The organism is Inhella sp., assembly GCF_027532025.1.
Taxonomy (GTDB): Bacteria; Pseudomonadota; Gammaproteobacteria; order Burkholderiales; family Burkholderiaceae_C; genus Inhella.
Window position 1 is genome coordinate 26,315 of sequence record NZ_JAPZSY010000003.1, and the last position, 23,475, is coordinate 49,789.

19 protein-coding genes and 1 pseudogene are annotated in these 23,475 nt (G+C 68.9%); 7 read left to right on the forward strand and 13 right to left on the reverse strand.

Annotation, left to right across the window (positions count from 1 at the left end; all coding sequences use genetic code 11):
- Nucleotides 1–7: 7 nt before the first annotated feature.
- From O9335_RS00745 to dusB, 9 genes are all read right to left on the reverse strand, one after another.
- A complete protein-coding gene (locus O9335_RS00745) occupies nucleotides 8–1,066 on the reverse strand; it encodes a hypothetical protein (protein WP_298382059.1) in 1,059 nt (352 codons plus the stop codon).
- A gap of 5 nt (nucleotides 1,067–1,071) precedes the next feature.
- A complete protein-coding gene (locus tag O9335_RS00750) occupies nucleotides 1,072–2,532 on the reverse strand; it encodes an MBOAT family protein (RefSeq protein ID WP_298382061.1) in 1,461 nt (486 codons plus the stop codon).
- A gap of 102 nt (nucleotides 2,533–2,634) precedes the next feature.
- Nucleotides 2,635–3,069 carry a VOC family protein gene (locus O9335_RS00755; protein ID WP_298382064.1) on the reverse strand — a complete coding sequence of 145 codons (435 nt, stop codon included), beginning with the start codon at nucleotides 3,067–3,069 and terminating at the stop codon, nucleotides 2,635–2,637.
- A 47-nt stretch (nucleotides 3,070–3,116) separates the two neighbouring features.
- Complete coding sequence (guaD, locus tag O9335_RS00760; protein WP_298382067.1) at nucleotides 3,117–4,430, reverse strand: guanine deaminase; 1,314 nt, start codon at nucleotides 4,428–4,430, stop codon at nucleotides 3,117–3,119.
- Nucleotides 4,427–6,040 carry an acyl-CoA dehydrogenase family protein gene (locus O9335_RS00765; RefSeq protein ID WP_298382070.1) on the reverse strand — a complete coding sequence of 538 codons (1,614 nt, stop codon included), beginning with the start codon at nucleotides 6,038–6,040 and terminating at the stop codon, nucleotides 4,427–4,429. Before O9335_RS00765 ends, guaD begins: the two co-directional genes overlap by 4 nt.
- Nucleotides 6,037–7,248 (reverse strand): diguanylate cyclase, encoded by a 1,212-nt coding sequence (locus O9335_RS00770; RefSeq protein ID WP_298382072.1) that lies wholly within the window; start codon nucleotides 7,246–7,248, stop codon nucleotides 6,037–6,039. Before O9335_RS00770 ends, O9335_RS00765 begins: the two co-directional genes overlap by 4 nt.
- 56 nt (nucleotides 7,249–7,304) lie before the next feature.
- Nucleotides 7,305–8,882, reverse strand: a complete 1,578-nt coding sequence (gene purH / locus O9335_RS00775; protein ID WP_298382075.1) for a bifunctional phosphoribosylaminoimidazolecarboxamide formyltransferase/IMP cyclohydrolase — start codon at nucleotides 8,880–8,882, stop codon at nucleotides 7,305–7,307.
- Between the two features lie 8 nt (nucleotides 8,883–8,890).
- The gene (locus O9335_RS00780) at nucleotides 8,891–9,124 is read right to left on the reverse strand and encodes a helix-turn-helix domain-containing protein (RefSeq protein WP_298382078.1); all 234 of its coding nucleotides are present in this window, start codon (nucleotides 9,122–9,124) and stop codon (nucleotides 8,891–8,893) included.
- A 4-nt stretch (nucleotides 9,125–9,128) separates the two neighbouring features.
- Nucleotides 9,129–10,154 (reverse strand): tRNA dihydrouridine synthase DusB, encoded by a 1,026-nt coding sequence (gene dusB, locus O9335_RS00785; RefSeq protein WP_298382081.1) that lies wholly within the window; start codon nucleotides 10,152–10,154, stop codon nucleotides 9,129–9,131.
- A gap of 80 nt (nucleotides 10,155–10,234) precedes the next feature.
- Here dusB and O9335_RS00790 point away from each other — a divergent pair, with 80 nt between their 5' ends.
- Nucleotides 10,235–10,717 (forward strand): YqaA family protein, encoded by a 483-nt coding sequence (locus O9335_RS00790; protein ID WP_298382084.1) that lies wholly within the window; start codon nucleotides 10,235–10,237, stop codon nucleotides 10,715–10,717.
- Nucleotides 10,718–10,812: 95 nt separating this feature from the next.
- Entirely contained in the window at nucleotides 10,813–12,297 is a 1,485-nt protein-coding gene (locus tag O9335_RS00795) for a carboxypeptidase M32 (RefSeq protein ID WP_298382087.1), read from the forward strand.
- Here O9335_RS00795 and O9335_RS00800 read toward each other — a convergent pair whose 3' ends face one another.
- Nucleotides 12,298–13,344, reverse strand: coding sequence for a phosphotransferase (locus O9335_RS00800; protein WP_298382090.1), 1,047 nt, complete (start codon nucleotides 13,342–13,344; stop codon nucleotides 12,298–12,300).
- Nucleotides 13,345–13,433: 89 nt separating this feature from the next.
- On the opposite strand from O9335_RS00800, the gene O9335_RS00805 reads away from it, so the two are divergent.
- Genes O9335_RS00805 through rsmA form a run of 3 tightly spaced genes read left to right on the forward strand, consistent with a single transcriptional unit; the run spans nucleotide 13,434 to nucleotide 18,020 of the window.
- Nucleotides 13,434–15,854 carry an LPS assembly protein LptD gene (locus tag O9335_RS00805; protein ID WP_298382092.1) on the forward strand — a complete coding sequence of 807 codons (2,421 nt, stop codon included), beginning with the start codon at nucleotides 13,434–13,436 and terminating at the stop codon, nucleotides 15,852–15,854.
- Nucleotides 15,851–17,257 (forward strand): peptidylprolyl isomerase, encoded by a 1,407-nt coding sequence (locus O9335_RS00810; RefSeq protein WP_298382095.1) that lies wholly within the window; start codon nucleotides 15,851–15,853, stop codon nucleotides 17,255–17,257. The genes O9335_RS00805 and O9335_RS00810 overlap by 4 nt, the downstream gene beginning before the upstream one ends.
- Before the next feature lie 10 nt (nucleotides 17,258–17,267).
- Nucleotides 17,268–18,020, forward strand: coding sequence for a 16S rRNA (adenine(1518)-N(6)/adenine(1519)-N(6))-dimethyltransferase RsmA (rsmA, locus tag O9335_RS00815; RefSeq protein ID WP_298382098.1), 753 nt, complete (start codon nucleotides 17,268–17,270; stop codon nucleotides 18,018–18,020).
- A 240-nt stretch (nucleotides 18,021–18,260) separates the two neighbouring features.
- Here the strand turns inward: rsmA and O9335_RS00820 are convergent.
- The 3 genes and pseudogenes from O9335_RS00820 to O9335_RS00830 all read right to left on the reverse strand — a co-directional run.
- Nucleotides 18,261–18,650 (reverse strand): annotated as a pseudogene (locus O9335_RS00820) (barstar family protein); the annotation flags it as partial.
- Between the two features lie 41 nt (nucleotides 18,651–18,691).
- A complete protein-coding gene (locus O9335_RS00825; RefSeq protein ID WP_298382101.1) occupies nucleotides 18,692–19,051 on the reverse strand; it encodes a ribonuclease in 360 nt (119 codons plus the stop codon).
- 301 nt (nucleotides 19,052–19,352) lie between these two features.
- A complete protein-coding gene (locus O9335_RS00830; protein ID WP_298382103.1) occupies nucleotides 19,353–21,647 on the reverse strand; it encodes an NADP-dependent malic enzyme in 2,295 nt (764 codons plus the stop codon).
- 88 nt (nucleotides 21,648–21,735) lie between these two features.
- Here O9335_RS00830 and thiL point away from each other — a divergent pair, with 88 nt between their 5' ends.
- Nucleotides 21,736–22,698, forward strand: a complete 963-nt coding sequence (gene thiL, locus O9335_RS00835; protein WP_298382332.1) for a thiamine-phosphate kinase — start codon at nucleotides 21,736–21,738, stop codon at nucleotides 22,696–22,698.
- A 20-nt stretch (nucleotides 22,699–22,718) separates the two neighbouring features.
- The gene (locus tag O9335_RS00840; RefSeq protein WP_298382106.1) at nucleotides 22,719–23,456 is read left to right on the forward strand and encodes a hypothetical protein; all 738 of its coding nucleotides are present in this window, start codon (nucleotides 22,719–22,721) and stop codon (nucleotides 23,454–23,456) included.
- Nucleotides 23,457–23,475: the final 19 nt, after the last annotated feature.

Consider the following 23,475-nt stretch of genomic DNA (forward strand, 5'->3'; position numbering starts at 1 on the left):
GCCCTCGTCAGCGGCTGCCCAAGGCGCGCGCCGCCTCCTGCGCCACGAGCGACAAGCCCAGGGCGTTCAGGTGCGAGTCGTACGGCCCCACCTCCAGCGCCAGCGGCGAGCGGCGTCGGTGCTCGGCGAACACCGGCGCCATGTCCACCACGGTCAAGCCGCGTGCCCGCGCCAGAGCGATGAAGTGGTCCCGGGCCGGGCCGCTGCCGGTGTCGCCACGGTTGAGGTCGATGCGGCTGGCGTCTACCACCAAGACCACGCGCACCGGCAATCCGTCCAGTTGCTCGAAAAACAGCCCCGCGATGCGGTCGGTGGCGGTTCGCTCGAGATCGCTCAAGGGCAAGGTGCTCAGGAGGGGCGGCGGCACCGCCTTGCGTTGGCCGACCTCATGACCCTGCGCCGGCCGCGCCTGGTGCAGCACGTTGGCCCACAAGGTCGCGCCATCCAGGCGCAACTGCCCCAGCACGTACTGGGCCAGGGCCGAATGGCGCAGCACGCGCTTGAGCGCGCCTGGCTCAGCCGCGGCCACGGGGACCATGCGATCGTCCCAGGCGCTCCAGCACACGCTCGTGACGTTGCCCGAGTCGCATCGGCTCTGGGCCACGTCCAAATGCTCCATGAAGATCACGGCCTCGCGCACGCCGAACCGAGAAACCGCCCAGCGCAAGCGATGGCCGTAATCCAGCAAGGACGAACCCGGGCTGCCCATGGCATAGACGGGACGCCCCGCCAGGCGCGACTCCAACTGCGCGTCCAGCCGGTCGGGGGCCGGCAGCATCGAGGCCTCGACAAAGCTGTCCCCGATCAGGGCCACCGCCTGCGGATGGGTCACGAAATCGTGCCGAGCCGCAAAGCCCTGGGCGTTGGCCTGCAGGGTCTGGGCGTTGCGCAGGTCCCAGCCGGTGGCTTTCGTCCAGCGGTGGTGGGGCGGCACGGTGGGGATGCCCGCGCCCAGGTGGTCGGCCACCATGGTGGCGGTGGAGACCGGCAGCAGGCGCAGCAACAACTCCAGACCCAAGGCCAGGGCCGAGAGTGCCAGCACGATGGAAGCCATGGCGCGCGTCATGCTGCTCAGAAGTTGAAGTAAATGAAGGCGCTGACGCTGTCGCGCACGGTGTTCAGCAAGACCATCAAGAGGGCCACCGCCAAACCCCAGGTGCCCACCCACCACGCGAAGGCCGCGCCGGCCCCGCGGGCTTCCAGCCACTGGCCGATGCGGTTGCTGTTCGGGGCCCACAACGCCAGGGCGCCCAACACCGCGCACCACAGCCAGCCCACCGAGGCCTGCAAGCCGGCGTTCCACAGCGCCTGAGGGCTGCCGCCGTGCCCGGCCATGGCGGTCAGCATGCGTCCCGCCCCTTCGAAGCTGGTGGCGCGGAAAAAGACCCAGGCAACCACCACCGCCACCAGCGTCAACGCCCAACTGCCGGCACTGAACCAGCGCTGGGTGGCCAGCCACGCGCAGCGCGCCTCCCCGAGGGCCGCCCGGAAACCGTGGTTCACCATCAGGTACAGCCCGTGCAAGGCGCCCCACACCACGAAGGTCCAACTCGCGCCGTGCCACAGCCCCCCGAGCACCATGGTGATGGCCAGGTTCGCGTAGCGGCGCACCGCGCCGTGGCGGTTGCCGCCCAAGGCGATGTAGAGGTAGTCGCGCAAAAAGGTGGACAGCGAGATGTGCCAGCGTCGCCAAAAGTCGCTGATGCTGCGCGCCTGGTAGGGGGAATCGAAGTTGAACGGCAGGCGCACGTTGAACAGGAGCGACAGGCCGATGGCCATGTCGGAGTAGCCCGAGAAGTCGAAGTACAACTGCAGCGTGTAAGCCACGGCCGCCAGCCAGGCCTCTGGGGTGCTGGGCAGCAAGCCCGCGTCGGCGGGGGTGAACACCGCGTCGGCATAGGGGGCAATGCCATCGGCCAACACCACCTTCTTGATCAGGCCCAGGGCGAAGATGGCCAAACCCACGGCCAGGCGTCGCGGCTGCGGCCGGTAGGTCGCGTCCTGAGCGAACTGCGGCATCATTTGCCCGTGGTGCAGCACCGGCCCTGCGATCAAGTGCGGGAAGTAGGTGACGAACAAGCCGTAGTGAACGGGGTTCACCTCCTGCACCTTGCCGCGCGACACGTCGACCAAGAACGCGATCTGCGTGAAGGTGTAGAACGAAATGCCAATCGGCAACACCACCTCGGCGCCCGGCAATTGCCACCCGGTGGCGCTGTTGAGGCTGCTGACGAAGAAGTTGGCGTACTTGAAATAGCCCAACAAGCCCAGGTTGAACACCACCCCCGCGGTGAGCCAGCGCCCACGCTGGCCCAGCGGCTGGCGCACCAGCCGCAAGCCCAGCGCAAAGTTGCACGCGATGGAGCCCACCAGCAGCAGGGTGAACTCGGGCATCCAAAAGCCGTAGAAGAACAGCGAGGCCACCAGCAGCCACGCCGCTGCCGCCGCATGCGACACCCGCGCCCAGGCAAAGAAGCCGAGCAGGGTCAGTGGCAGGAACAGGAGGGCGAAGGGAACGGTGGTGAACAGCATGGCAAGACCCCGCCCCGCCCTTCAGGACGCTGAGCCGACGCGAGGCCGCGCATGATAGGGAGGGCGCCCTGGCGCTTCAGCCACCGGATCGCGGGGGCCGGCTCACCAACTGCCCGTGTTGGGCATCGACACCCAAGGCTCCGTCGGCGGCAGGGCCGGTCCGTCTTGCAGCAACTCGATGGAGATGATGTCTGGGGAGCGCACGAAGGCCATGCGCCCGTCGCGCGGCGGGCGCAGGATGGTGACGCCAGCGGCCAGCAGCTTGGCGCAGGTGGCGTGGATGTCCTTCACCGCATAGGCCACATGGCCGAAGTTGCGCGCGCTGCCGTAGTCCTCCACGTTGCCGTTCTCGTCGGGCCAGTTGTAGGTCAGCTCGATCTGCGCGGCTTCATCACCCGGCGCGGCCAGGTAGACGAGGGTGAAGCGGCCGGCGGGGTGTTCGCTGCGGCGCACCTCGACGAGGCCGAGTGCGTCGCGGTAGAAGGCCATCGAGGCGTCGAGGTCGCGCACGCGAACCATGGTGTGGAGGTATTTCATGGGCAAAGCTCAGAGCGTGAGGAGGGAGCGGGCGTGACCGAAGCCCCTCAGAGTTGCGGGACGCCAGCCACGTGCGTTTGCACGAGCAGGCGCTCATCGCCCAGCATCAGCCAGGCGAACAAGCGGTCGTGGAGCGATTCGGCCCGCGCCAGCCGCTGGGCCAGCACGCTGTCGTCGTCGCTCCAGCGCCACACGGCGAGGTCGGCCACGAGACCCGGCTCCAGGCGCCCAATCTCCTGCGCCAGCCCCAGGGCCTCGGCGTTGCCCGCCGTGGCGGCGTACAGCAGGCTGTAAGCGTCCAAGCGCTGGCCCTGCAAGGCCGCCACTTGGTAGGCCTGCGCCAGGGTGCGCTGCAGACTCAGCGAGGTGCCCCCGCCCACGTCGGTCGCCACGCTCAGACGCACTCCGCGCTCGGCGTGGCCCCGCCAGTCGAACAGGCCGCTGCCGAGGAAGGTGTTGGACGTGGGGCAATGCGCGATGACGGCACCGGTCTCCCGCAAGCGGACGCGGTCCTCGGGGTCGAGCCAAATGCCGTGCGCCAACACACTGCGCGGGCCCAACAGCTCGTGCTGCGCGTACACGTCCAGGTAGCTGCGGGCGAACGGGAACAGGCTGCGCACCCACTCGACCTCGGCGCGGTTCTCGGCCACGTGGGTTTGCAGGTAGGTACCAGGGTGGGCGGCCAGCAGCTCGCCGGCCAGGGCCAGTTGCGCCTCGGTGCTGGTGGGTGCAAAGCGCACGGTGTGTGCGTAGGCCAGGCGGCCTTGGCCATGCCAGCGCTGGATCAGGTCCAGGCTGTCGCGCTCGGCGCTGTCCACCGTGTCCAGCAAGCCCGGCGGGGCATGGCGGTCCATCAGGCACTTGCCCGCCAGCAGGCGCATGCCGCGGGCCTGGGCGGCGCTGAAGAGGGCGTCGACGCTGCCCTTGTGCACGGTGGGGAAGACCAGCGCGCTGGTGGTGCCGTGGCGCAGCAGCTGGCGCACGAAGGCTTCGCAACCGGCCTGGGCCACGGCGGGGTCGCCCCAAGCCAGCTCCGTGGGGAAGGTGTAGCGGTTCAGCCAGTCCAGCAGCTCGGTGCCGTAGCTGGCGATGACGTCCAGCTGCGGCGCGTGAACGTGGGTGTCGATGAAGCCGGGCAGGATCAGGCGGCCCGGGTGCTCGTGACGGGTCCAGGTGGCATCGGGCGCCTCGGTCTGCACGGCGTGGATGCGCCCGTCTTCGACGAGCAGCCAGTGCGCGGGGCGCCAGCGCACACCCAACGGCGGGGCATCCAGGGGCTGGCCCGCGGGGGGTGGGGCGCTGATGTCGAGGAGGTCCCCGAACAGGGCGATGCGGTGGGCGGCGGGGTGGACGGTGCTCAAGCGGGCAAGGCGCGCTGCAGGTGGGCCTCGGCATGGGCGAGGGGGCTGGCCCCCGGCATCCAGGCCGGCGCACGCAAGCGGGCGGTGGTGAAGTCGTCGGCCATTGTGGCCGGGGCGTGCTGCCGCAGCAGCGCGGCCTGCGCCAACAGCGTCAACTCAGCGGCCCAATGGCGCGCGCGGGGTTCGGCCTCGGCCGCGCGCAAGCCATCGCGAAGGGCCTGCAGACGAGCGCGCTCGGGCGCGTCCAAGCACGGGGCGATGGCATCGAAGCCGGCCTGCAAAGCCTCGCCTTCGCGCTGGGCGGCACGCAGCACGTCGAGCGCCATGACGTTGCCGCTGCCCTCCCAAATGCTGTTGACCGGCGCCTCGCGGTAGAGGCGGGCCAGGGTGCCGGTCTCGACGTAGCCGTTGCCCCCCAACACCTCCATGGCCTCCGCGGTGTGGGTGACCGCCCGCTTGCACACCCACAGCTTGGCCGCGGGCGTGAGCACGCGCTGCCAGGCGCGCTCGACCGGATCGGCGTCGGCACGGTCGAAGGCATCGGCCAGCCGCAGCATCAGGTGCAGCGCGGCCTCGCTGTCCAGCGCCAAGTCGGCCAGCACCTGCTGCATCAGGGGCTGCTCGACGAGCCGACGCCCGAAGGCGCGCCGATGCCGCGCCCAGTGCAGGGCCTGCACCAGGCCGGCCCGCATGAGGGCTGCACTGCCCACCACGCACTGCAAGCGGGTGGTGCCCGCCATCTCCACCAAGATGGCGATGCCACGGCCCGCCTCCCCCACCAGCAGGCCCTCGCTGCCGTGGAACTCGACCTCGCTGCTGCTGTTGCTGCGGTTGCCCAGTTTGTCCTTGAGCCGCTGGATGCGCACACCATTGAGCGCGCTGCCGTCCCAGCGCCAGCGCGGCACCAGGAAGCAGCTGGGGCCATCGTCGGTCCGGGCCAGCACCAAGTGGGCATCGCTCATGGGGGCGCTGAAGAACCATTTGTGGCCCTCCAGCTGGTGCACCTCGGCCCCGTGAAGCCCCTGCCCCAAGGGCTGCGCGCGGCTCACGCACGCGCGCAAGTCGGACCCGCCCTGCTTTTCGGTCATGCCCATGCCCACCCAAAGCGGCCGCCCGGGGGCGATGGGTGCGTCGTCGGCTTCGTGCTCGCGGCTCAGCAGGCCGTCGCGCAGGGCGGCGAATACGCCCGGCGCATGACGCGCCAGCACCGGGATGGCGGCCTGCGTCATGGTGCCGGGGCACAAGCTGCCGGCTTCGAGCTGGCCGTGCACGTAAAACACCCCCACCGCGTCGCGCCAAGAACCGCCCGTGAAGGGCGCCGACAGCGCGCCGCTGCCGCGCAGGGCGGCCAGCAGCCGGTGCCAATGGGGGTGGAAGTCCACGCGGTCGATGCGGCGACCGCGGGCGTCCAGCGCGCGCCACTCGGGCGGGCGCGCGTTGGCTTGCTCCGCCCAGCCTTCGGCCTCAGGGCGGGCCAACAGCGCGGCGTGGGCGGCCACCGCGGACGACGCCCCGAGGCGGTCGCGCAGCACGGGGTCGGTGGCCCAGCGGTCGATGCCGCTCCACTCGTCGACGAGGGGGTCCTGGGGCTGCTCGGCCGACCCGCTCATGCGTCGGCCTCCGCGTCCAAACCGGGCTCGGCGGCCAAGCGGCCGCGCCCTTCGGCCTTGGCCCGCTGGCGTCCCGCGTCGGCTCGCTGGAGCAGGTCGTCCACCTGGCGATCGTCCGGGCGCAGCAGCGACCAGCCGGCGCTCACGTCCAAAAAGAACCCGAGCCGTTCCGGCGCCTGAGCCTGAAGCGCCTCTCGCAGGCGGCGGTCGAAGGCCTGCGCGCCATCGGCCCGCGTGCGCCCCAGCAGCACGACGAAGCCCTCGTCACCCAGCCGGGCCACAGCGTCGCCCGGCCGGGCCAGCGCCTGCAAACATTCGGCCAGCAACACGCGGCAGGCATTGCCCACCTCGAGGCCCTGGCGGTCTTGGATCTGCTGCAGGTGGTCGATCTCGATCGACAGCGCCCCCAGGGTGTCGCCATGGCGACGGGCGTGGGCCAGGAGTTCAGCGCCGCGCGCCTCGAGGGCGGTCCGGTTGGCCAGCCCGGTGAGCGCATCGGCCGGGGCCGCGGCCTGCCATTGGGCTTCGGTCTCCGCCCGCCAGGCCGACAAGCAGGCCAGCGCCCAGGTCGCCGCTGCCGCGCCGCTCAGCACGGCCGCGCCCAAGGCCACGGGGTGCGCGCCGCGCAAGGTCGGCAGGTCCACGCTGGGGTCCAAGGCCATGAAGCCGCGCACCACGTTGAGCAGGGCCAGCAAGGCCAGCGGTAGGCTCAGGGTCAGGCGCCAACGCCGATGACCGGCTGCGGCATTCAGCGTCGCGGGCATCCACAGGGCCAGCAGCAGCCCGCCTTGCACCAGCGCCGGCAGCAAGGCCGCACCCGCCGCCCGCCACGGGGGCGAGGGCGCCGCCAGGTGGGCCACAAAGGCCACGGCGGGCAAGGCCCAAAGCCAGGGCAGACCCCAGCGCGGACCCAACCAGCACTGCACGGCCTGCAAGGCCAGGATCCAGGCGGCCACGCTCAGGGCATCCACGCCGGCCATCCCCACCGAGCCCGGCACGGCTTCAGGCCACAGCAAGCCGCCCCAAGCCAGGGCCTGCGCCGCCAAAGCCGCGCCGCCCCAGCGCAGCGCCTTGTGGCCCCGCCCATCGGCCATGAGGGGCAGGACCAACGCCAGAACGCCCAACTGAACGAACAGCGCGGCGGTGAGGGTGGTGGGGTCGAACGCCATGGCGGGTGGTGGCTGCAGCAGAGCAACCAGCATAGCCATGGCCCCAGACAAAGGGGCTCCGCAGAGCCCCGTAGTTCAGCGCCGGGAAGGCGGCCTCAGTGGCGGAAGTGCCGGACCCCGGTGAACACCATGGCCACACCGCGCTCGTCGGCCGCGGCGATGACTTCCTCGTCGCGCATCGAGCCCCCGGGCTGGATGACGCAGGTGGCACCGGCATCGGCGAGCACGTCCAGGCCGTCGCGGAAGGGGAAGAAGGCGTCGCTGGCCACGACCGAGCCCGTCAGGTCCAGGCCGGCGTTGGCGGCCTTGATGGCGGCAATCTTGGTGGAGTCCACGCGGCTCATCTGGCCGGCGCCCACGCCCAGGGTCATGCCGCCGCCGCAGAAGACGATGGCGTTGCTCTTGACGTACTGCGCCACCGTCCAGGCGAACATCAGGTCGTCCAGTTGCGCCGGCGTCGGCTGCAAGCGGGTGACGACCTTCAGGTCGGCCTTGCGCAGGAAGTGGTTGTCTGCCGTCTGCACCAACAGGCCCGAGCCCACGCGCTTGGTGTCCATGGCGTTGCGCCCCTGCAGCCAGGGCGTGTGGCCGCCCAAGGGCAGCGCGATTTGCAGCAGGCGCACATTGGCCTTGCTGGCGAACACGGCGCGGGCCTCGTCGGTGAAGCCCGGCGCCATCAGCACCTCGACGAACTGCTTGGCCACCAAGGCGGCAGCCGCACCATCCACCGGGCGGTTGAAGGCGATGATGCCGCCAAAGGCGCTCGTCGGGTCGGTCTGGAAGGCCTTTTGGTAGGCCTCGGCCGGCGTGGCGGCCACGGCCACGCCACAGGGGTTGGCGTGCTTGACGATGACGCAGGCCGGTGCCTCGAAGCTCTTGACGCACTCCCAGGCCGCATCGGCGTCGGCGATGTTGTTGTAGCTGAGCTCCTTGCCCTGAAGCTGCTGGCCGGTGACCAAGCTGCCGGGCGCGGGGTGCAGGTCGCGGTACAGCGCGGCGCTTTGGTGGCTGTTTTCGCCGTAGCGCAGGTCTTGCACCTTGACGAAACTGCTGTTGAGCTGGGCCGGGTACTCGCTCTGAGAACCATCCGCCTGGTAAGCGCTCAAGTAGTTGCTGATGGCCGCGTCGTACTGGGCGATGCGGTTGAAGGCGGCCACGCTGCAGGCAAAGCGGGTGGCGTCGCTGGTGCGGCCGTCGGCCAGCAGCTCGGCCAGCACCTTGGGGTACTGGCTGGCGTCGGTCAGCACGGTGACGTCTTTCCAGTTCTTGGCCGCGCTGCGCACCATGGCTGGGCCGCCGATGTCGATGTTTTCGATCGCGTCTTCCAGCGTGCAGCCGGGCCGGGCCACCGTGTCCTCGAACGGATACAAATTGACGGCCAGGATGTCGATGCGCGTGATGCCGTGCTGCTGCATGGCGGCCACATGCTCGGGCGCATCACCGCGGGCCAGCAAACCGCCGTGGATCTTGGGGTGCAGCGTCTTGACGCGGCCGTCCATCATCTCCGGGAAGCCGGTGTGCTGCGCCACCTCGGTGACGGGCAAGCCGGACTCCATCAACAGCTTGGCGGTGCCGCCGGTGCTCAACAGGGTGCAGCCCAGGCCGTGCAGGCTGCGGGCGAAGTCGACGATGCCGGTCTTGTCGGAGACGGAAAGGAGGGCGGTCAAGGCCATGGGAGTGCTCACAGGAGGTGGTGATCGGAAAGTTTGCGGCGCAGGGTGTTGCGGTTGATGCCCAGCCACTCGGCCGCCCGGCTTTGGTTGCCTTGGCAGCGGGTCATCACCACCTCCAGCAGCGGCTTTTCCACGAGCTTGACGACCATGTCGTGCAAGGAGTGGGGCGTCTGGTCGCCCAGGTCGCGGAAGTAGAGATCGAGGTTTTCACGGACGCATTCGTCCAGCGATTTGACAGGCATGGGGTCAGGCGGCTTCGCGCAGGGGCGCGGCGGCAAGGGGCAGGCGCTCGTGCTGGTGCGCCAAGTGGTCGAAGGTCTGCCTCAGCCAAGCGATTTGCTCGGCGCTGGTGGGCAGCAGGTTCATGGCGGCGCGCAGGGCTTCGCCGCCGGGCAGGGTCTTGAGCCACCAGCCGATGTGCTTGCGCGCGGTGCGGGTGCCGGTGAGCTCGCCATACAGCCGGTAGTGGTCGTCCAGGTGCTCCAGCATCCAAGCCTGCACATCGCGCACCCGCGGCGGCGGGCGGTGGGTGCCATGCGCCAGGTAGTGCGCGATGTCGCCAAAGATCCAAGGCCGTCCCTGGGCAGCGCGGCCGATCATGACGGCATCCACGCCGGTGTGCGCCAGCACCTCGGCCGCGCGCTCGGGGCTGTCGATGTCGCCATTGGCCACCACGGGGATGCGCACCGAGCGCTTGATGGCGGCCACGGTTTCGTGCTCGGCGTGCCCACCGTAGCCCTGCTCGCGCGTGCGCCCGTGCACGGTCAGCATCTGCACGCCCGCCTGCTCAGCGGCCACGGCCAAAGCTGGCGCGTTCTTGTGGTCGGCGCACCAGCCGGTGCGCATCTTGAGCGTCACCGGCACGTTCAGCGGCGCACAGGCTTGCACCACGGCCTCGACGATGCGCAAGGCCAGCGGCTCGTTTTGCATCAAGGCCGAGCCCGCCCACACGTTGCACACCTTCTTGGCCGGACAGCCCATGTTGATGTCGATGATCTGCGCCCCGCGATCGACGTTGTAGCGGGCGGCTTCAGCCATCTGCGCGGGGTCAACCCCGGCGATCTGCACGGCAATGGGCGCAGGCTCCCCGTCGTGGTTGGCGCGGCGGCTGGTTTTCAGGCTGTCCCACAGGTGGCGTTGGCTGGTCACCATCTCGCTCACCGCGTACCCGGCGCCCAGCTTCTTGCACAACGTGCGAAACGGGCGGTCCGTCACCCCGGCCATGGGGGCGACGAACAGCCGGTTGGGCAGCACGTGGGGGCCGAGGTGCATGCAGACAGTTGCCTAAAAAAACAGCAGATTCTAAGGGTCATCCCCAGGATCCCCGCCAGCCCGCGCAGAATGCTAAGGCCATGGAAGCCGCCCTCACCGCCTGGATCCACGCCCTGCTCGCCTGGCTGGCCTTGCCCGCCGTGGGCCTGCCGGCCGTTTTCATCGTGGCCCTGGTCTCGGCCACGCTGCTGCCCATGGGCTCCGAGCCCGCGGTGTTCGCCTTGGTCACCGCCGACCCCAGCCTCTTCTGGCCGGCCATCGCCGTGGCCACGCTGGGCAACACCCTGGGCGGCGCCATCAGCTGGGGCATGGGCTGGGCCGCCGAACGGGGCTACGAGCGCTGGAAGCACCACCGCCCCTCCAACCCGCGCTTGCTGGCTTGGATGCAGCGCTTCGGGCCCAAAGCCTGCCTGCTGAGTTGGTTGCCCCTGGTGGGCGACCCGCTGTGCGCCGTGGCCGGCTGGCTGCGCTTGCCGTTTTGGCCCTGTGTGGCCTGGATGGCCGTGGGCAAAGCCCTGCGTTACCTGATCATGACGAGCTTCCTGGTCTGGGCCTTCGCGTAACACGCCACCGACGCTGGAGCGTCGCCCCAGCACTTTCGGCACCCGTGCCCGTGTTTCGGACAATGAGCGGCTTCACGCTCACCCAGCCGCCCGCCATGTCCCACCCCGCCTACGACCAACTGGTGCAACGCCACCTGCGCATGCACCGCCTCGCCCACCTGCAGTCCATCGCCTCCTGGGACCAATCGGCCTTCATGCCGCCCAAAGGCAACGACGCTCGCGCCGCCGCCCTGGCCGAAGTCGGCGGCATGCTGCACGAGATGGGCACCGCGCCCGAACTGAAAGGCTGGCTCGAGGCCGCTCGTCACGAAGCGCTGAGCGAAGACGACCAAGCCTCGCTGCGCGAAATGCAGCGCGCCTGGGACGCACGCAACGCCTTGCCCCCCGCGCTGGTGGAGGCCATCAGCCTGGCCACCTCGCACTGCGAACACGCGTGGCGCAGCCAGCGGCCGGCCAACGATTGGGCCGGCCACTTGCCCAGCCTGCGCGAGGTGTTGCGCCTGCAGCGCGACATGGCCGAGCGCCTCTCCCAAGCCCACGGCCTGAGCCGCTACGACTCGCTGCTCGACCGCTACGAACCCGGCATGCGAAGCGCCGACATCGACCGCGTCTTCGGCGACCTGCGCCACTGGCTGCCGGGTCTGATCCAGCGCGTCATGGCCAAGCAAGCCAACGAGCCCGTCCTCCGCCCCGAAGGCCCCTTCGACAAAACCGCCCAACGCAACCTGGGGCTTGCCGCCATGCGGCTGATGGGCTTCGACTTCGAGGCCGGGCGCCTGGACGAGTCGGCCCACCCCTTTTGCGGCGGCGTGCCCGAGGACGTGCGCATGACCACGCGTTACCGCGAAGACGACTGCCTGACCGCGTTGATGGGCGTCATCCATGAAGCCGGCCACGGCCGCTACGAACAAAACCTGCCCCGCCAACGGCTGGGCTTGCCCGTGGGCGAGGCCCGCTCCATGGGCATCCACGAAAGCCAAAGCCTGTCCTTCGAGATGCAGCTGGGCAGCCACCCGGGCTTTGCCCGCCAGCTCTCGCCCCTGCTGCAGCAGCACCTGGGCCTGCAGCCGGCATTCGAGCCCGACAACCTCAACAAGCTGCTGACGCGGGTGAAGCCCGGCTACATCCGCGTGGATGCCGACGAGGTGACCTACCCCGCCCACGTCATCCTGCGCTACGAGATCGAGCGGGCCCTGATCGAAGGCGAGGTCGAGGCCGACGACATCCCCGCGCTTTGGCACGCCAAGATGACCGAGCTGCTGGGCCTGTCGACCGACGGCAACTTCACCAACGGCTGCATGCAAGACGTGCACTGGCCCGCGGGCCTGTTCGGCTACTTCCCCTGCTACACGCTGGGCGCCATGTACGCCGCGCAGTGGTTTGCGACCCTGCGGCGCGACCTACCCGACCTCGACGACCGCATCGCCCGCGGCGACTTGACGCCGGTGTTCGAGTGGTTGAACGCCAAGATCTGGAGCCAGGGCAGCCGCTGGAGCACGCCCGAACTGGTGCAGCGCGCCAGCGGCGAGCCGCTGAACCCCGCGCACTTCCGGGCGCACCTGGAAGCGCGCTACCTTTGATCAGCGCAGGGTCACGCCCTGGGTGGTGAGCCCAGGGCGCAGCGCCTCCAGCAGGGGCACCAGTGGCGCCAGCTCGCGGTAGCGCAACGCCGTTTTCGCGGCGTAGGCCAAAAAGCGGGGCAGGTCCTCGGCGTAGGCCGGCTTGCCGTCGCGGTGCTTGAGCCGACAAAAGATGCCCAGCACCTTGAGGTGGCGCTGCAAGGCCGTCCATTCGATGCGGCGCCACACCAGGCCGAAGTCGTCGTCCCAGGGAACGCCCGCGCGGCGCGCCTGCTCCCAGTAGCGGATCGCCCAATCCAGCTCCTGCGCCTCGTCCCAGCTGACGAAAGCGTCGCGCAGCAGCGACGCGATGTCGTAGCCCGCCGGCCCCTGCACGGCATCCTGGAAGTCCAGCACGCCGGGGCTGCCGTCGGCCCGCGGCAGCATCAGGTTGCGCGGCATGTAGTCCCGGTGCACCAGCACCCGCGGCTGGTCAGCCCAGGCACCCACCAACGCCGCGCACACACCATCCCAATGCGCCTGCTGGGCAGCGGTCCACTGCTGCCCGAACTCGCGCTGCACGCACCAGTCGGGGAACAACTGCAGCTCGCGCCGGATCAACGCCTCGTCGTAAGACGGCAGCCCCTGCGCATCGCCCTGGACTTGCAAGCGCACCAGGCTGGCGATCGCCGCGCGCATCAGGGCCTCGGCCTCGGGCGTCGGCCCCCGTTGCAAGGTCGCCAAGTAGGTCTGGGGCCCCAGGTCCGACAGCAGCAAGAAACCCTGCGTCTCGTCCTGCGACAGGACCTCGGGCACCGCCAGGCCCGCCGTCCGCAACCGCCGCTGCACGTCGAGGAAGGGGCGCAGGTCGTTGTGCGCCGGCGGTGCGTCCATCACGATCAGCGACCCGCCATCGATGCGCCCCAGGCGCCAGTAGCGGCGGGGGCTGGCATCGCTGGCCGCCACGTTCAAGCGACCGAGATCCAGGCCCAGGTCGGGTGACAAGGTGGCCAGCCACGCGCGCAGCGCGGCTTCGCGGCCGGGTTCGAACCAGGCGGTCAAGGACATGGCAAGACACCGCCGCAGCGGCCTGGGGCCCAAACAGCCCGGTGGATGAAGGAGAGCCGTGAAGGCCCTGGAGATAATCGATTTTAGAAATGCCTACCGTCCCCCACGCCCACCGGCCGCGCGCCCTCCCGCCCCTGTCCCGCCGGCTGCTCCCCGTGGCAGCGGCCTGCTGGGCCCTGACGACCCTGGCCGCGGCGCAGACCCCGTCAGCCCCGGAAGGGGCGGCCAGCGAGCCTGTGGCGCTGCGCACGGTCAAGAGCACCGTGCTGCGCAGCGGCACGAGCCAAACACGGGACAAGGCCTTGGTGCTGCGCGCCGAACGCAGCACCGCCCAGCTCGGACAAACCTTGGAGGCCGAGGGCGACGTGCAACTGCGCTACGGCGACACCTGGCTGCGCACAGAGGCCCTGCGTTTCGTCGAGTCGCGAAACGAGGTCGTGGCACCGGGTCCGGTTCGCATCGAGCACCTGGGCAGCCAGCTGGAAGGTCGCGGCCTGCGCCTGGAGCTCGACGCATTCCTGGGCGAATTGCTTGCCCCCACCTACCGGCTCGCGATCACGGGCGGCAGCGGCCAAGCGCAACGCCTGGACTTCCTCGGCGAACAGCGCTTGCGTGCCGACGCCGCCAGCTACTCCAGTTGTCCCCGCGTGGACGATGAAGGGCGCCCCCTGGCCCCCGACTGGGAGTTGCGCACCGACCGCTTGGAACTCGACTTGGTGCGCAACGAAGGCCGCGCCCAAGGGGCGGTGCTGCGTTTTCTCGGGGTGCCCCTGTTGGCTGCGCCCAGCTTCTCCTTCCCGCTGGGCGACCAGCGACGCTCGGGCTGGCTGCCACCGCACCTTGGCGCAGACAACCGCAGCGGCGTCGAGGTGGCAACGCCGTACTACTTCAACCTGGCCGACAACGCCGACGCCACGGTGACGCCCTTCGTGATGACGCGACGCGGCATCGGCGCCGACGCCGAGGTGCGCGGCCTGCTGCCTTGGGTCGCTTCGGAAGTGCAGGCCTCCTGGCTTCCCCACGATCGCGTGCTCGGGGGCGACCGCTGGGCGCTGCGTTGGTCGGGTCAAGCCTATCCGTCTGAATCCCTGCGCGTGCAATGGGGCACCGAGCGCGTGAGCGACGACGATTACTGGAAGGACCTGCGCCGCCGCGTCATCAGCCCCACCCCGCGGCTGCTGGCCAGCGACCTGCAGCTCAGCCAATCGGGCGCTTGGCGCGACGGCCTGGGCTGGGAGGCCTACGCGCGCGTCCAACGCTGGCAAGTTCTGCAGGCCAGCGACGTCAGCAGTCAGATCTTGTCGCCCTACCAGCGCGACCCGCAGATCGGCATCCGGCTGCAAAGCGATGGCGAACTCGGCCTGCTGGCCGGCTTCATGCCGCGGCAGCACCGCCCCAGGCTGGAAGGCGGACTCGAGTTGGAGCTCAACCGCTTCAGCTTGCCCAGTGCCGCCCTGCCTGGCCAAACGCGGGGGGGCGATCGACTGCACGCCCTGGGCCACCTGGCCCTGCCCGTGCTGGACCCCGGGTGGTGGATCATCCCCCGCCTGGACGTCAATGCGGCCGCCTACCGCGTGCGCAGCCCCATGACGGACGGCCGCACCCGCGCCCGCCGCGTCGTGCCCACCCTCTCGCTCGACCTGGGGCTCGCCTTGGAGCGCAAGGCCCAGTGGGCCGGGCGGGATCTGTTGCAGAGCCTGGAGCCGCGCCTGCTCTTCGTCAACACGCCCTACCGCGCCCAGGACGCTCTGCCCAATTACGACAGCGCCCCGCGCGATTTCAACGTCGAGTCGCTCTACGCCATCAACCCCTTCACCGGAATCGACCGCGTGGCCGACACGCGCCAACTGGCCTTTGGTGCCGTCAGCCGTTGGTTGAACGCCGCCGACGGCGAAGAGCTGCTGCGCCTCGGTCTGGTGCAGCGCTACCAGTTCCGCACCCAGCAAATCAACCCCACGCCAGGGCTGACCTCTCGGCGCTTCTCCGACCTGCTGCTCACCGGCGCGGCCCACCTGCACCAACCCTGGTGGCTGGACGGCGCCGTGCAGTTCAACCCCGACAGCCAGCGCAGCGTGCGCTCCGTGCTGCGGGCCCGCTTCAGCCCCGGCCCCTTCCGGAGCGTCAGCCTGGCCTACCGCTTCCAGCGGGACCAATCCGAGCAGTTGGACCTGGCGTGGCAATGGCCCCTGGCTGGCAAGCGCGCGATCAGCCAGAGCGGCCAAAGCTGCCAAGGCCACTGGTACAGCGCCGGACGCGTGCAGTACAGCTTGCGCGAACGCCGCGTCACCGACTCCCTGTTGGGGCTCGAGTACAACGCCAGCTGCTGGGTCCTGCGCATGGGCGTCGAACGCCTGTCCACGGGCCAGAGCCAGACCAGCACCCGCTTCCTCGTCCAACTGGAACTCAATGGCCTGTCCCGCCTGGGGGCGAACGCGCTGAAGGTCCTGAGGGACAATGTGCCCGGTTACCGCCCTCTGGCCAGCGACAACGGCCCCTACGCGATCCCATGACCCTGTTCCGCAAGAGCGCGTTTGCGCTGGCCGCCTCCCTGGCCCTGACCCTCGCCGCCCCCGGTTCGGCCTTGGCCCAGCCGGCCAACGCCAAGCCTGCGCTGGACTCGCGCAGCGGTCCGACCCCTGCTGCCGCCGTGGCCGAGGAAGCGGCCGCAAGGGCCCGCCGCATCCCCGGCGACCACATCGCCGTCGTGGTGAACAGCGAGGTCGTGACGGCGGGTGAAATCGCCGGCCGCGCCGAGCGCCTGCGCGAGGAAGCGCGGCGTGCTGGGCAAGCGGCCCCAGACTTGCTCACGGCCCGCGAGCAGTCCCGCGAGCAACTGATCGAGGAACGCGTGTTGGTCACCCACGCACGGGACAGCGGCGCCCGAGTCGATGAAGCCGAACTCGACCGAACAGTGGCCAACGTGGCCGCGCAGAACCGGCTGACCATGCCGCAACTCACCGAGCGTCTCAAGGCCGAAGGCATCGACTTCAAGCGCTTCCGCGAGAACCTGCGCGACCAGATGTTGCAAGAGCGCGTGCGCGACCGCGAAGTCGTCAGCCGCATCCGCGTGGCCGAGGGCGAGATCGACGCTTACCTGGAAGAACGTGCGTCCGCCTCCCGTGCCAATGCGCCGGTCAATGTCGCCCAAATCTTGGTGTCCGTGCCCTCAAGCGCCACGGCCGCCGAGCGCGAAGCACGCCGGCAAAAAGCCTTGGACGCCCTGCAGCGCGTGCGTGCCGGCGCCAGCTTCGCGGTCGTGGCCAAAGAGGTCAGCGAAGACGCCAATCGCGAGCGCGGTGGCGAAATCGGCCTGCGGCCGGCCGATCGCCTGCCCGAAGTCTTTGGCCAAGCCATCGCCGGCCTGAGCGCCGGCGATGTCGCACCGGACTTGGTGGTCAGCGAAGTCGGCTACCACGTGCTGAAACTCGTCGAGCGGCAGAGCGGGAATGCGTCGAACGCCGTCACGGAAACCCGCGCCCGCCACGTGCTGCTGCGCCCCAGCGAGCGCCTCAGCGCGGACGTCATCGCCCGCCGCCTGGCCGAGGCCAAGCGGGCCATCGAGGCCGGCCGGCTCAAATTCGAGGACCTGGCCCGGGACGTGTCCGAAGACGGCACCGCCCAAAGCGGCGGCGACCTCGGCTGGGCCCCGCCCGGCAACTTCGTGCCCGAGTTCGAAGCGGCGATGAACGCACTGCCGATCAATGGCATTTCCGAGCCGGTGCAATCTCGCTTCGGCATCCACCTGATCCAGGTGCTCGAGCGCCGCTCCATCACCATCGAGCCGCAACGCCTGCGGGAACAGGCCCGTGGCGCCCTGCGCGAACGCAAGTTCGAGACGGCCTACAAGGAATGGATCAAGGACCTGCGCGACAAGGCCTTCGTCGAACTGCGCGACGACGACAGCAGCCTGTGACGGGGGCCGCTTGAGCGCCCCCCACCAAGCCCGCAAGCGCTTCGGCCAGCACTTCCTCACCGACACGGGCGTCATCGACGCCATCGTGCGCGCCATCGATCCGCGTCCGGGCGATGCCATGGTCGAAATCGGCCCCGGTCTGGCCGCCATGACCCAACCCCTGGTCGAACGTCTGGGTCGCCTGACCGTCATCGAGCTCGACCGCGATTTGGCGCAGCGGCTGCGGCAGCATCCTCATCTCACCGTCATCGAAAGCGACGTGTTGAAGGTGGACTTCGCCAGCGCCTTGCCGGAGCGCCTGCGGGTGGTGGGCAACCTGCCCTACAACATCAGCTCGCCGATCCTGTTCCACCTGCTGCCGTTCGCGCACCGAGTGATCGATCAACACTTCATGCTGCAGAAAGAAGTGGTGGATCGCATGGCAGCGCAGCCGGGCACCAAGGACTATGGGCGCCTGAGCGTGATGCTGCAATGGCGCTATGACGTCGAGGCCCTGTTTGACGTCCCGCCCGAGGCCTTCGATCCGCCGCCGCGCGTGATGTCGGCCATCGTGCGCATGACGCCGCATGCGGCGCCCTCCATCACGGACCCCTCGCTGCTGGAGGCCCTGGTGCAGGTGGCCTTCAGCCAGCGGCGCAAGCTGCTGCGCCACAGCCTGGGCCGCTGGCTCGACGGGCGTGGCTATGCGGGCGACTTCGACCTGCAGCGCCGTGCCGAAGAGGTGCCGGTGGCGGAGTTCGTGGCGCTGGCCCAATCGCTCTGAGCGCCCAAAAGCAAAGGCGCCCGAGGGCGCCTTGTTGGAGGGCTGAAACGGCGACGTCGATCAGGCCGCGTTCAGCCAAGCCGAGGTGTCGAACGCCGAGCACATGAGCGGCATGTTCAAGCCGAAGTTGGGGTTGCCACCGGCCTTGGCCGCCGCGCTCTTGGGCAGGGGCTTCTCGGGCGGGGTCTGCGGCTCCAGCGTGCGGGTCTCCCAAATCCCGGCCTCTTGCGCTGGGTACTGGAACGAGTAGAAGCAGCGGAACTGCACCCGGCGATCGCCCCAGAAATCGGCGGCATCGCGGAAGGCATCCAACAGCTGTTCGCGGCTTTCGCGGTCGAACTTGCCGTTGTCCGGCAACTGCTCCAACACCACCACGAAACCCGGCTGCGGGCCCGACTTGTGGACCAGGTCGGTCAGGCAGTCGTACAGGGCGTCCAAGTTCTTGCCGAAGTGGTCGGGGAACAGGAAAGCCGCGGCGATGCGCTCGAGCACGTCCTGCTTGGACTGCGCGTCGGCCAAATTGGCGTAGAGGAAATGGTGACCGGCTTCCTGGGCCGCTTGCAACAGGTCTTCCGGCCGGTAGGCACGGATCGACTGCACCGAGTTGGGGCGAACGGATTGCAACAGCATGGGAGTGACCTCTGGGAACTCGAAAGAACGGGACGGAACCTTCATGACGCCAACACCCGACGGAAGCTGGCGTAATGGTCCTCGGTGTAGTAACAGACGTCGGGGCGGATGGGCACCGACCCACCGCACACCAAACGGCGCGCACCCCGGTTGCGGGCACCGGGCGTTCGCACGGTGTACTCGCGGTAATGCCCCCGGGGTTGGGCAGGCAGCAGACGCTCACGGTTGTGAAACACCGTGCCGTCCTTGGCGTAAGGGAAGGGGCCGCCCGACAACACCAAACGGTGCGTCCGTTGGGCCTCCACGGGCAACTCCGCCAGGGCCACCGTCGTTGATTCGGGGGCCTTGCGGGCCTCGGCAGGGCTGGCCACCAACGCCAAGCCCATCGCGATGGTCGCCATGCCCCGGGTCAGGCGCTGGCCCCACCCTGAACGCTGCGACTGATCTGCCATCGAAACCACGGGTTAACCCTCAAATCAAGGGCAAGATGGTACCGAAATGGCCCCGAAAGCTCAAGTGCGCATCGGCCCGCACGGCGGGAGCCCCGCCCCGTGTTTGCATGCGCTCACTTTGATGCAAGTCATTGAATCAAAACGATTTGATGCCCTGGGCCGAACCCAGGTCGGGATGCAAACTTTTTGAGCGCGACGCCTTGTCGTCCCTGGGGAAAACCCCCTTGGCACGCCTTTCGCATCGCGAAGCTCAGCGGCCGGCGTTGGCGTCAGCCACCGTCAAGGCGGTCAAGTTGACGATACGGCGCACGGTGGCCGACGGGGTCAGGATGTGCACCGGCTTGGCCGCCCCGAGCAACACCGGCCCGATGGCGATGCCGCCGCCGGCGGTGGTCTTGAGCAGGTTGTAGGCGATGTTCGCGGCGTCGATGTTGGGCAAGACCAACAGGTTGGCCTCGCCGCTGAGGGTGCTGCGCGGCATCAGCTTCATGCGATAGGCCGCATCCAGCGCGGTGTCACCATGCATTTCGCCGTCGACCTCCAACCAAGGCGCTTGGTCTCGCAGCAAGGCCAGGGCCTCGCGCATCTTCACGGCCGAGGGCTGGTTGCTGGAGCCGAAATTGCTGTGGCTCAGCAAAGCCGCCTTCGGGCGCAGCCCGAAACGGCGCATCTCTTCGGCCGCCATGATGGTGATCTCGGCCAGCTGCTCGGCCGTGGGGTCGTAATTGATGTGGGTGTCCACGAGCATGACCTGGCGACCCGGGAGGATCAGGCCGTTCATGCAGGCGTAGGTGTTGACGCCGGGCCGCTTGCCGATGATCTGGTCGATGTAGGCCAGGTGGTTGGCCGTGCTGTGCCAAGTGCCGCACAGCATGCCGTCGGCCTCTCCCTTGTGCAGCAGCATGGCGCTGACCAGGGTCAGACGGCGGCGCATCTCGATCTTGGCCAACTGTTCGGTGACGCCTTTGCGCTCACCCATGCGGTGGTAGGTCTGCCAAAAGTCGCGGTAGCGCGGGTCGTTCTCGATGTTGCAAACCTCGAACCCTTGCCCGGGCCGCACGCGCAAGCCAAACCGCTCGCAGCGCCGCTCGATGACAGCCGGGCGGCCGACCAAGATCGGATGGGCCAGCCCCTCGTCCACCACCACCTGCACGGCGCGTAGCACGCGCTCGTCCTCGCCCTCGGCGTACACCACGCGCTTGGCCTTGGCCCGCTTGGCGATGCTGAAGATCGGCTTCATCGTCGTGCCGCTGGCGTACACGAAGCTTTGCAGCTTTTCGCGGTAGGCATCGAAGTCGGCAATGGGGCGCTGGGCCACGCCACTGTCCATGGCGGCGCGGGCCACGGCAGGGGCGATGCGCATCATCAATCGCGGGTCGAACGGCTTCGGAATCAGGTACTCGGGACCAAAACTCAAGGTGGCACCGGCGTAAGCCGCCGCGACCACCTCGCTTTGTTCGGCCTGTGCCAGCTCGGCGATGGCATGCACCGCGGCCACCTCCATTTCGTCCGTGATCGTGGTGGCCCCACTGTCCAGGGCGCCACGGAAGATGTACGGAAAGCACAGCACGTTGTTGACTTGGTTGGGGTAGTCGCTGCGCCCCGTGGCCATGATGGCGTCGTCGCGCACCGCCGCCACCTCTTCGGGCAGGATCTCCGGCGTGGGGTTGGCCAGCGCCAAGATCAAGGGCCGTGGCCCCATGGCCTTGACCATGTCGGGCTTGAGCACGCCGCCGGCGGACAAGCCCAGGAAGACGTCGGCACCCTGAATGACGTCGGCCAGTTTGCGCGCATCGGTGGGTTGCGCGAACTGAATCTTGTCGGGGTCCATCAGTTCGGTGCGCCCTTCATAGACGACGCCCGCCAAATCGGTCACCCAAATGTTGTGGCGAGGCACCCCCAGCTTCACCAACAGGTTCAAGCAAGCCAATGCGGCGGCGCCAGCACCGCTGGTCACCAGCTTGATCTCGTCCAGCTTCTTGCCGACAACCTTCAGGCCGTTCAGCAAAGCCGCCCCGACGACGATGGCGGTGCCGTGCTGGTCGTCGTGGAAGACGGGGATCTTCATGCGCGAGCGCAGGGCGCGCTCGACCTCGAAGCAATCGGGCGCCTTGATGTCCTCCAGGTTGATGCCCCCGAACGTCGGCTCGAGCGCCGCGATGATTTCGACCAACTTTTGGGGGTCGTTCTCGCGCAGCTCGATGTCGAACACGTCGATGCCAGCGAACTTCTTGAACAGCACCGCCTTGCCTTCCATGACTGGCTTGGCGGCCTCGGGGCCGATGTTGCCCAGCCCCAGAACCGCCGTGCCATTGGTGACGACGGCCACCAAATTGCCGCGCGCGGTGTAGCGGAAGATCGAGGACGGGTCTTCGACGATGGCCTCGCAGGCCGCCGCCACGCCGGGCGAGTACGCCAGCGCCAGGTCTCGCTGGTTCACCAAGGACTTGGTGGCCGAGATGGCCAACTTGCCCGGCGTCGGGAACTCGTGGTACTCCAGAGCGGCTTGGCGGAGTTGGGCGCGTTGTTCTTCGGTGGACGGCATGGTGGGCGCTGGGTTCGCGAGGGAAGGCTGAGTTTGCCGCAAGCCCCTACGATGCCGCCCTTCTCTCATGCCAAGCCCGCATGCCGGTATGGCCCTCGGTGAATTCGAACTGATCCGTCGCTTTTTCGACCGACCCGCGCCAGGACTGGTGCGCGGCATTGGCGACGACTGCGCGGTGCTGGCGCCCACCCCCGGTCATCACTGGCTGGTCAGCACCGACATGCTGGTGGAAGGGCGGCATTTCTTGTCCACCGTCGACCCTGAGGCCCTCGGCCACAAGGCCTTGGCGGTGAACCTCAGCGACCTCGCCGCTTGCGGCGCCACGCCCCGCGCCGTGTTCCTGGCACTGGCGCTGCCCCGGGCCGATGCGGCGTGGCTCGAGGCCTTCGCCCGCGGGCTGTTCCAGTTGGCCGACGCCCATGGCGTCGCCTTGGCCGGGGGCGACACCACGGCCGGTCCGCTGAACCTGTGCATCACGGCCATGGGCGAAGCCCCTGCGGGCCAGTCCCTCCTGCGCAGCGGCGCCCAGCCCGGCGACACTCTGTGGGTCAGCGGCACCCTCGGCGACGCCCGCTTGGCGCTGGAGGGGTTTCGCGGCACGGTCTCCCTGCCCAGTGAGGCCTTCGCCGCCACCCGACTGCGCATGGAACGCCCGACGCCGCGCGTGGCACTGGGGCAAGCCTTGCGGGGACTGGCCACCAGCGCCATCGACGTGTCCGACGGCCTGCTGGGCGACCTCGCGCATGTTTTGGCGGCATCCAACGTCGGCGCCGAGTTGCAAGCTGATGCGCTGCCGCGAAGCGCTCACCTGGCGGCCCAGCCCTTGCACCTGCAACGTCTGTGCACGCTGACTGGGGGCGACGACTACGAACTGGTGTTCACCGCGCCGGCCGACGGCGACGACGCGGTGCGCGCCGCCGCCGCAGGCAGCGACACCTCCGTGACCCGCATCGGTCGCATCACGGCCGAGCCCGGCCTGTGCTGCGTGGATGCCCAAGGCCAGCCCGTACGTGCACCGGGCGCCAGCTTTGACCACTTCCGGCAAACATGAAACACGCAAGGGCATGGGGCTTGCTTTGCCTGGCCGCCGTCTTGGCGATGGCAGTCCAAGCGACTTTTTCAAACTGGCTTTGGGCCGGTTTGGCTGCACAGCAACTGGCGATCCCGAGCAGGTTCTGGTGGCAAGAAGATCGATGGGCGCACCCCTCGAACTACCGACCCATTGCGCTGTTCGTCTTGACGATCTTGGCGCTGGTCACACTCCCATCGCTGTGGATTGCTCGGTGGACCCGGCGCAGCTTGATCGAAAGGCTTGCGCCGATCGCGATGACGGCCATCGTTGGCGCGACCCTTCTGTCTGAATCAAGCGGCGGGGCGCATGGACTTCCTTGGACTTTGTGTTTGCTGGAGGTCCTCCCCGGCGCCTCTTTGTTAGGTTGGGCGGCCCAACGCCTTTGGCCGAGAGAGGCTTGGCCAGTCAACCCAAAGGCTTGGGTCGTCGTCGGCTTCTTCCTTGCAGTCCTCATCGGATCACTCGACGGGACCCAGTACCGTCTGTTGCGAACGGTCAGCATGGTCATGTTCTTGGCCCCGATCTGGGCCACACCCATGCTCGCGTGGCGTTGGCCGAAGGTCGCCCGGGGCATCGGTGCACTGCTCATTGCGTTCGGCTTCGGCCTTGTCGCCTATCAATGGCCAAGCGAACCCTGGGTTGCCATTGTTTTGTCGGCACCGTTCTGGCTCGCGGGCTTGGCCCACGTTTCCGCGTGGTCCTGGGGCGCCTCGCGCGCCAGGGCGGCGACAGCATGAGTCAACAGCCCACGCTCGC

What these genes read in the sequence shown, in the direction of transcription:
- O9335_RS00800 (WP_298382090.1), bottom strand. Translation starts at nt 13,344, where the DNA reads ATGTCCTTGACCGCCTGGTTCGAACCCGGCCGCGAAGCCGCGCTGCGC.
- O9335_RS00825 (WP_298382101.1), bottom strand. Translation starts at nt 19,051, where the DNA reads ATGGCGACCATCGCGATGGGCTTGGCGTTGGTGGCCAGCCCTGCCGAG.
- O9335_RS00780 (WP_298382078.1), bottom strand. Translation starts at nt 9,124, where the DNA reads ATGCCTGTCAAATCGCTGGACGAATGCGTCCGTGAAAACCTCGATCTC.
- purH (WP_298382075.1), bottom strand. Translation starts at nt 8,882, where the DNA reads ATGGCCTTGACCGCCCTCCTTTCCGTCTCCGACAAGACCGGCATCGTC.
- O9335_RS00830 (WP_298382103.1), bottom strand. Translation starts at nt 21,647, where the DNA reads ATGCCGTCCACCGAAGAACAACGCGCCCAACTCCGCCAAGCCGCTCTG.
- O9335_RS00805 (WP_298382092.1), top strand. Translation starts at nt 13,434, where the DNA reads ATGCCTACCGTCCCCCACGCCCACCGGCCGCGCGCCCTCCCGCCCCTG.
- O9335_RS00810 (WP_298382095.1), top strand. Translation starts at nt 15,851, where the DNA reads ATGACCCTGTTCCGCAAGAGCGCGTTTGCGCTGGCCGCCTCCCTGGCC.
- O9335_RS00795 (WP_298382087.1), top strand. Translation starts at nt 10,813, where the DNA reads ATGTCCCACCCCGCCTACGACCAACTGGTGCAACGCCACCTGCGCATG.
- thiL (WP_298382332.1), top strand. Translation starts at nt 21,736, where the DNA reads ATGGCCCTCGGTGAATTCGAACTGATCCGTCGCTTTTTCGACCGACCC.
- O9335_RS00765 (WP_298382070.1), bottom strand. Translation starts at nt 6,040, where the DNA reads ATGAGCGGGTCGGCCGAGCAGCCCCAGGACCCCCTCGTCGACGAGTGG.
- O9335_RS00755 (WP_298382064.1), bottom strand. Translation starts at nt 3,069, where the DNA reads ATGAAATACCTCCACACCATGGTTCGCGTGCGCGACCTCGACGCCTCG.
- O9335_RS00745 (WP_298382059.1), bottom strand. Translation starts at nt 1,066, where the DNA reads ATGACGCGCGCCATGGCTTCCATCGTGCTGGCACTCTCGGCCCTGGCC.
- dusB (WP_298382081.1), bottom strand. Translation starts at nt 10,154, where the DNA reads ATGCACCTCGGCCCCCACGTGCTGCCCAACCGGCTGTTCGTCGCCCCC.
- O9335_RS00770 (WP_298382072.1), bottom strand. Translation starts at nt 7,248, where the DNA reads ATGGCTATGCTGGTTGCTCTGCTGCAGCCACCACCCGCCATGGCGTTC.
- O9335_RS00790 (WP_298382084.1), top strand. Translation starts at nt 10,235, where the DNA reads ATGGAAGCCGCCCTCACCGCCTGGATCCACGCCCTGCTCGCCTGGCTG.
- O9335_RS00750 (WP_298382061.1), bottom strand. Translation starts at nt 2,532, where the DNA reads ATGCTGTTCACCACCGTTCCCTTCGCCCTCCTGTTCCTGCCACTGACC.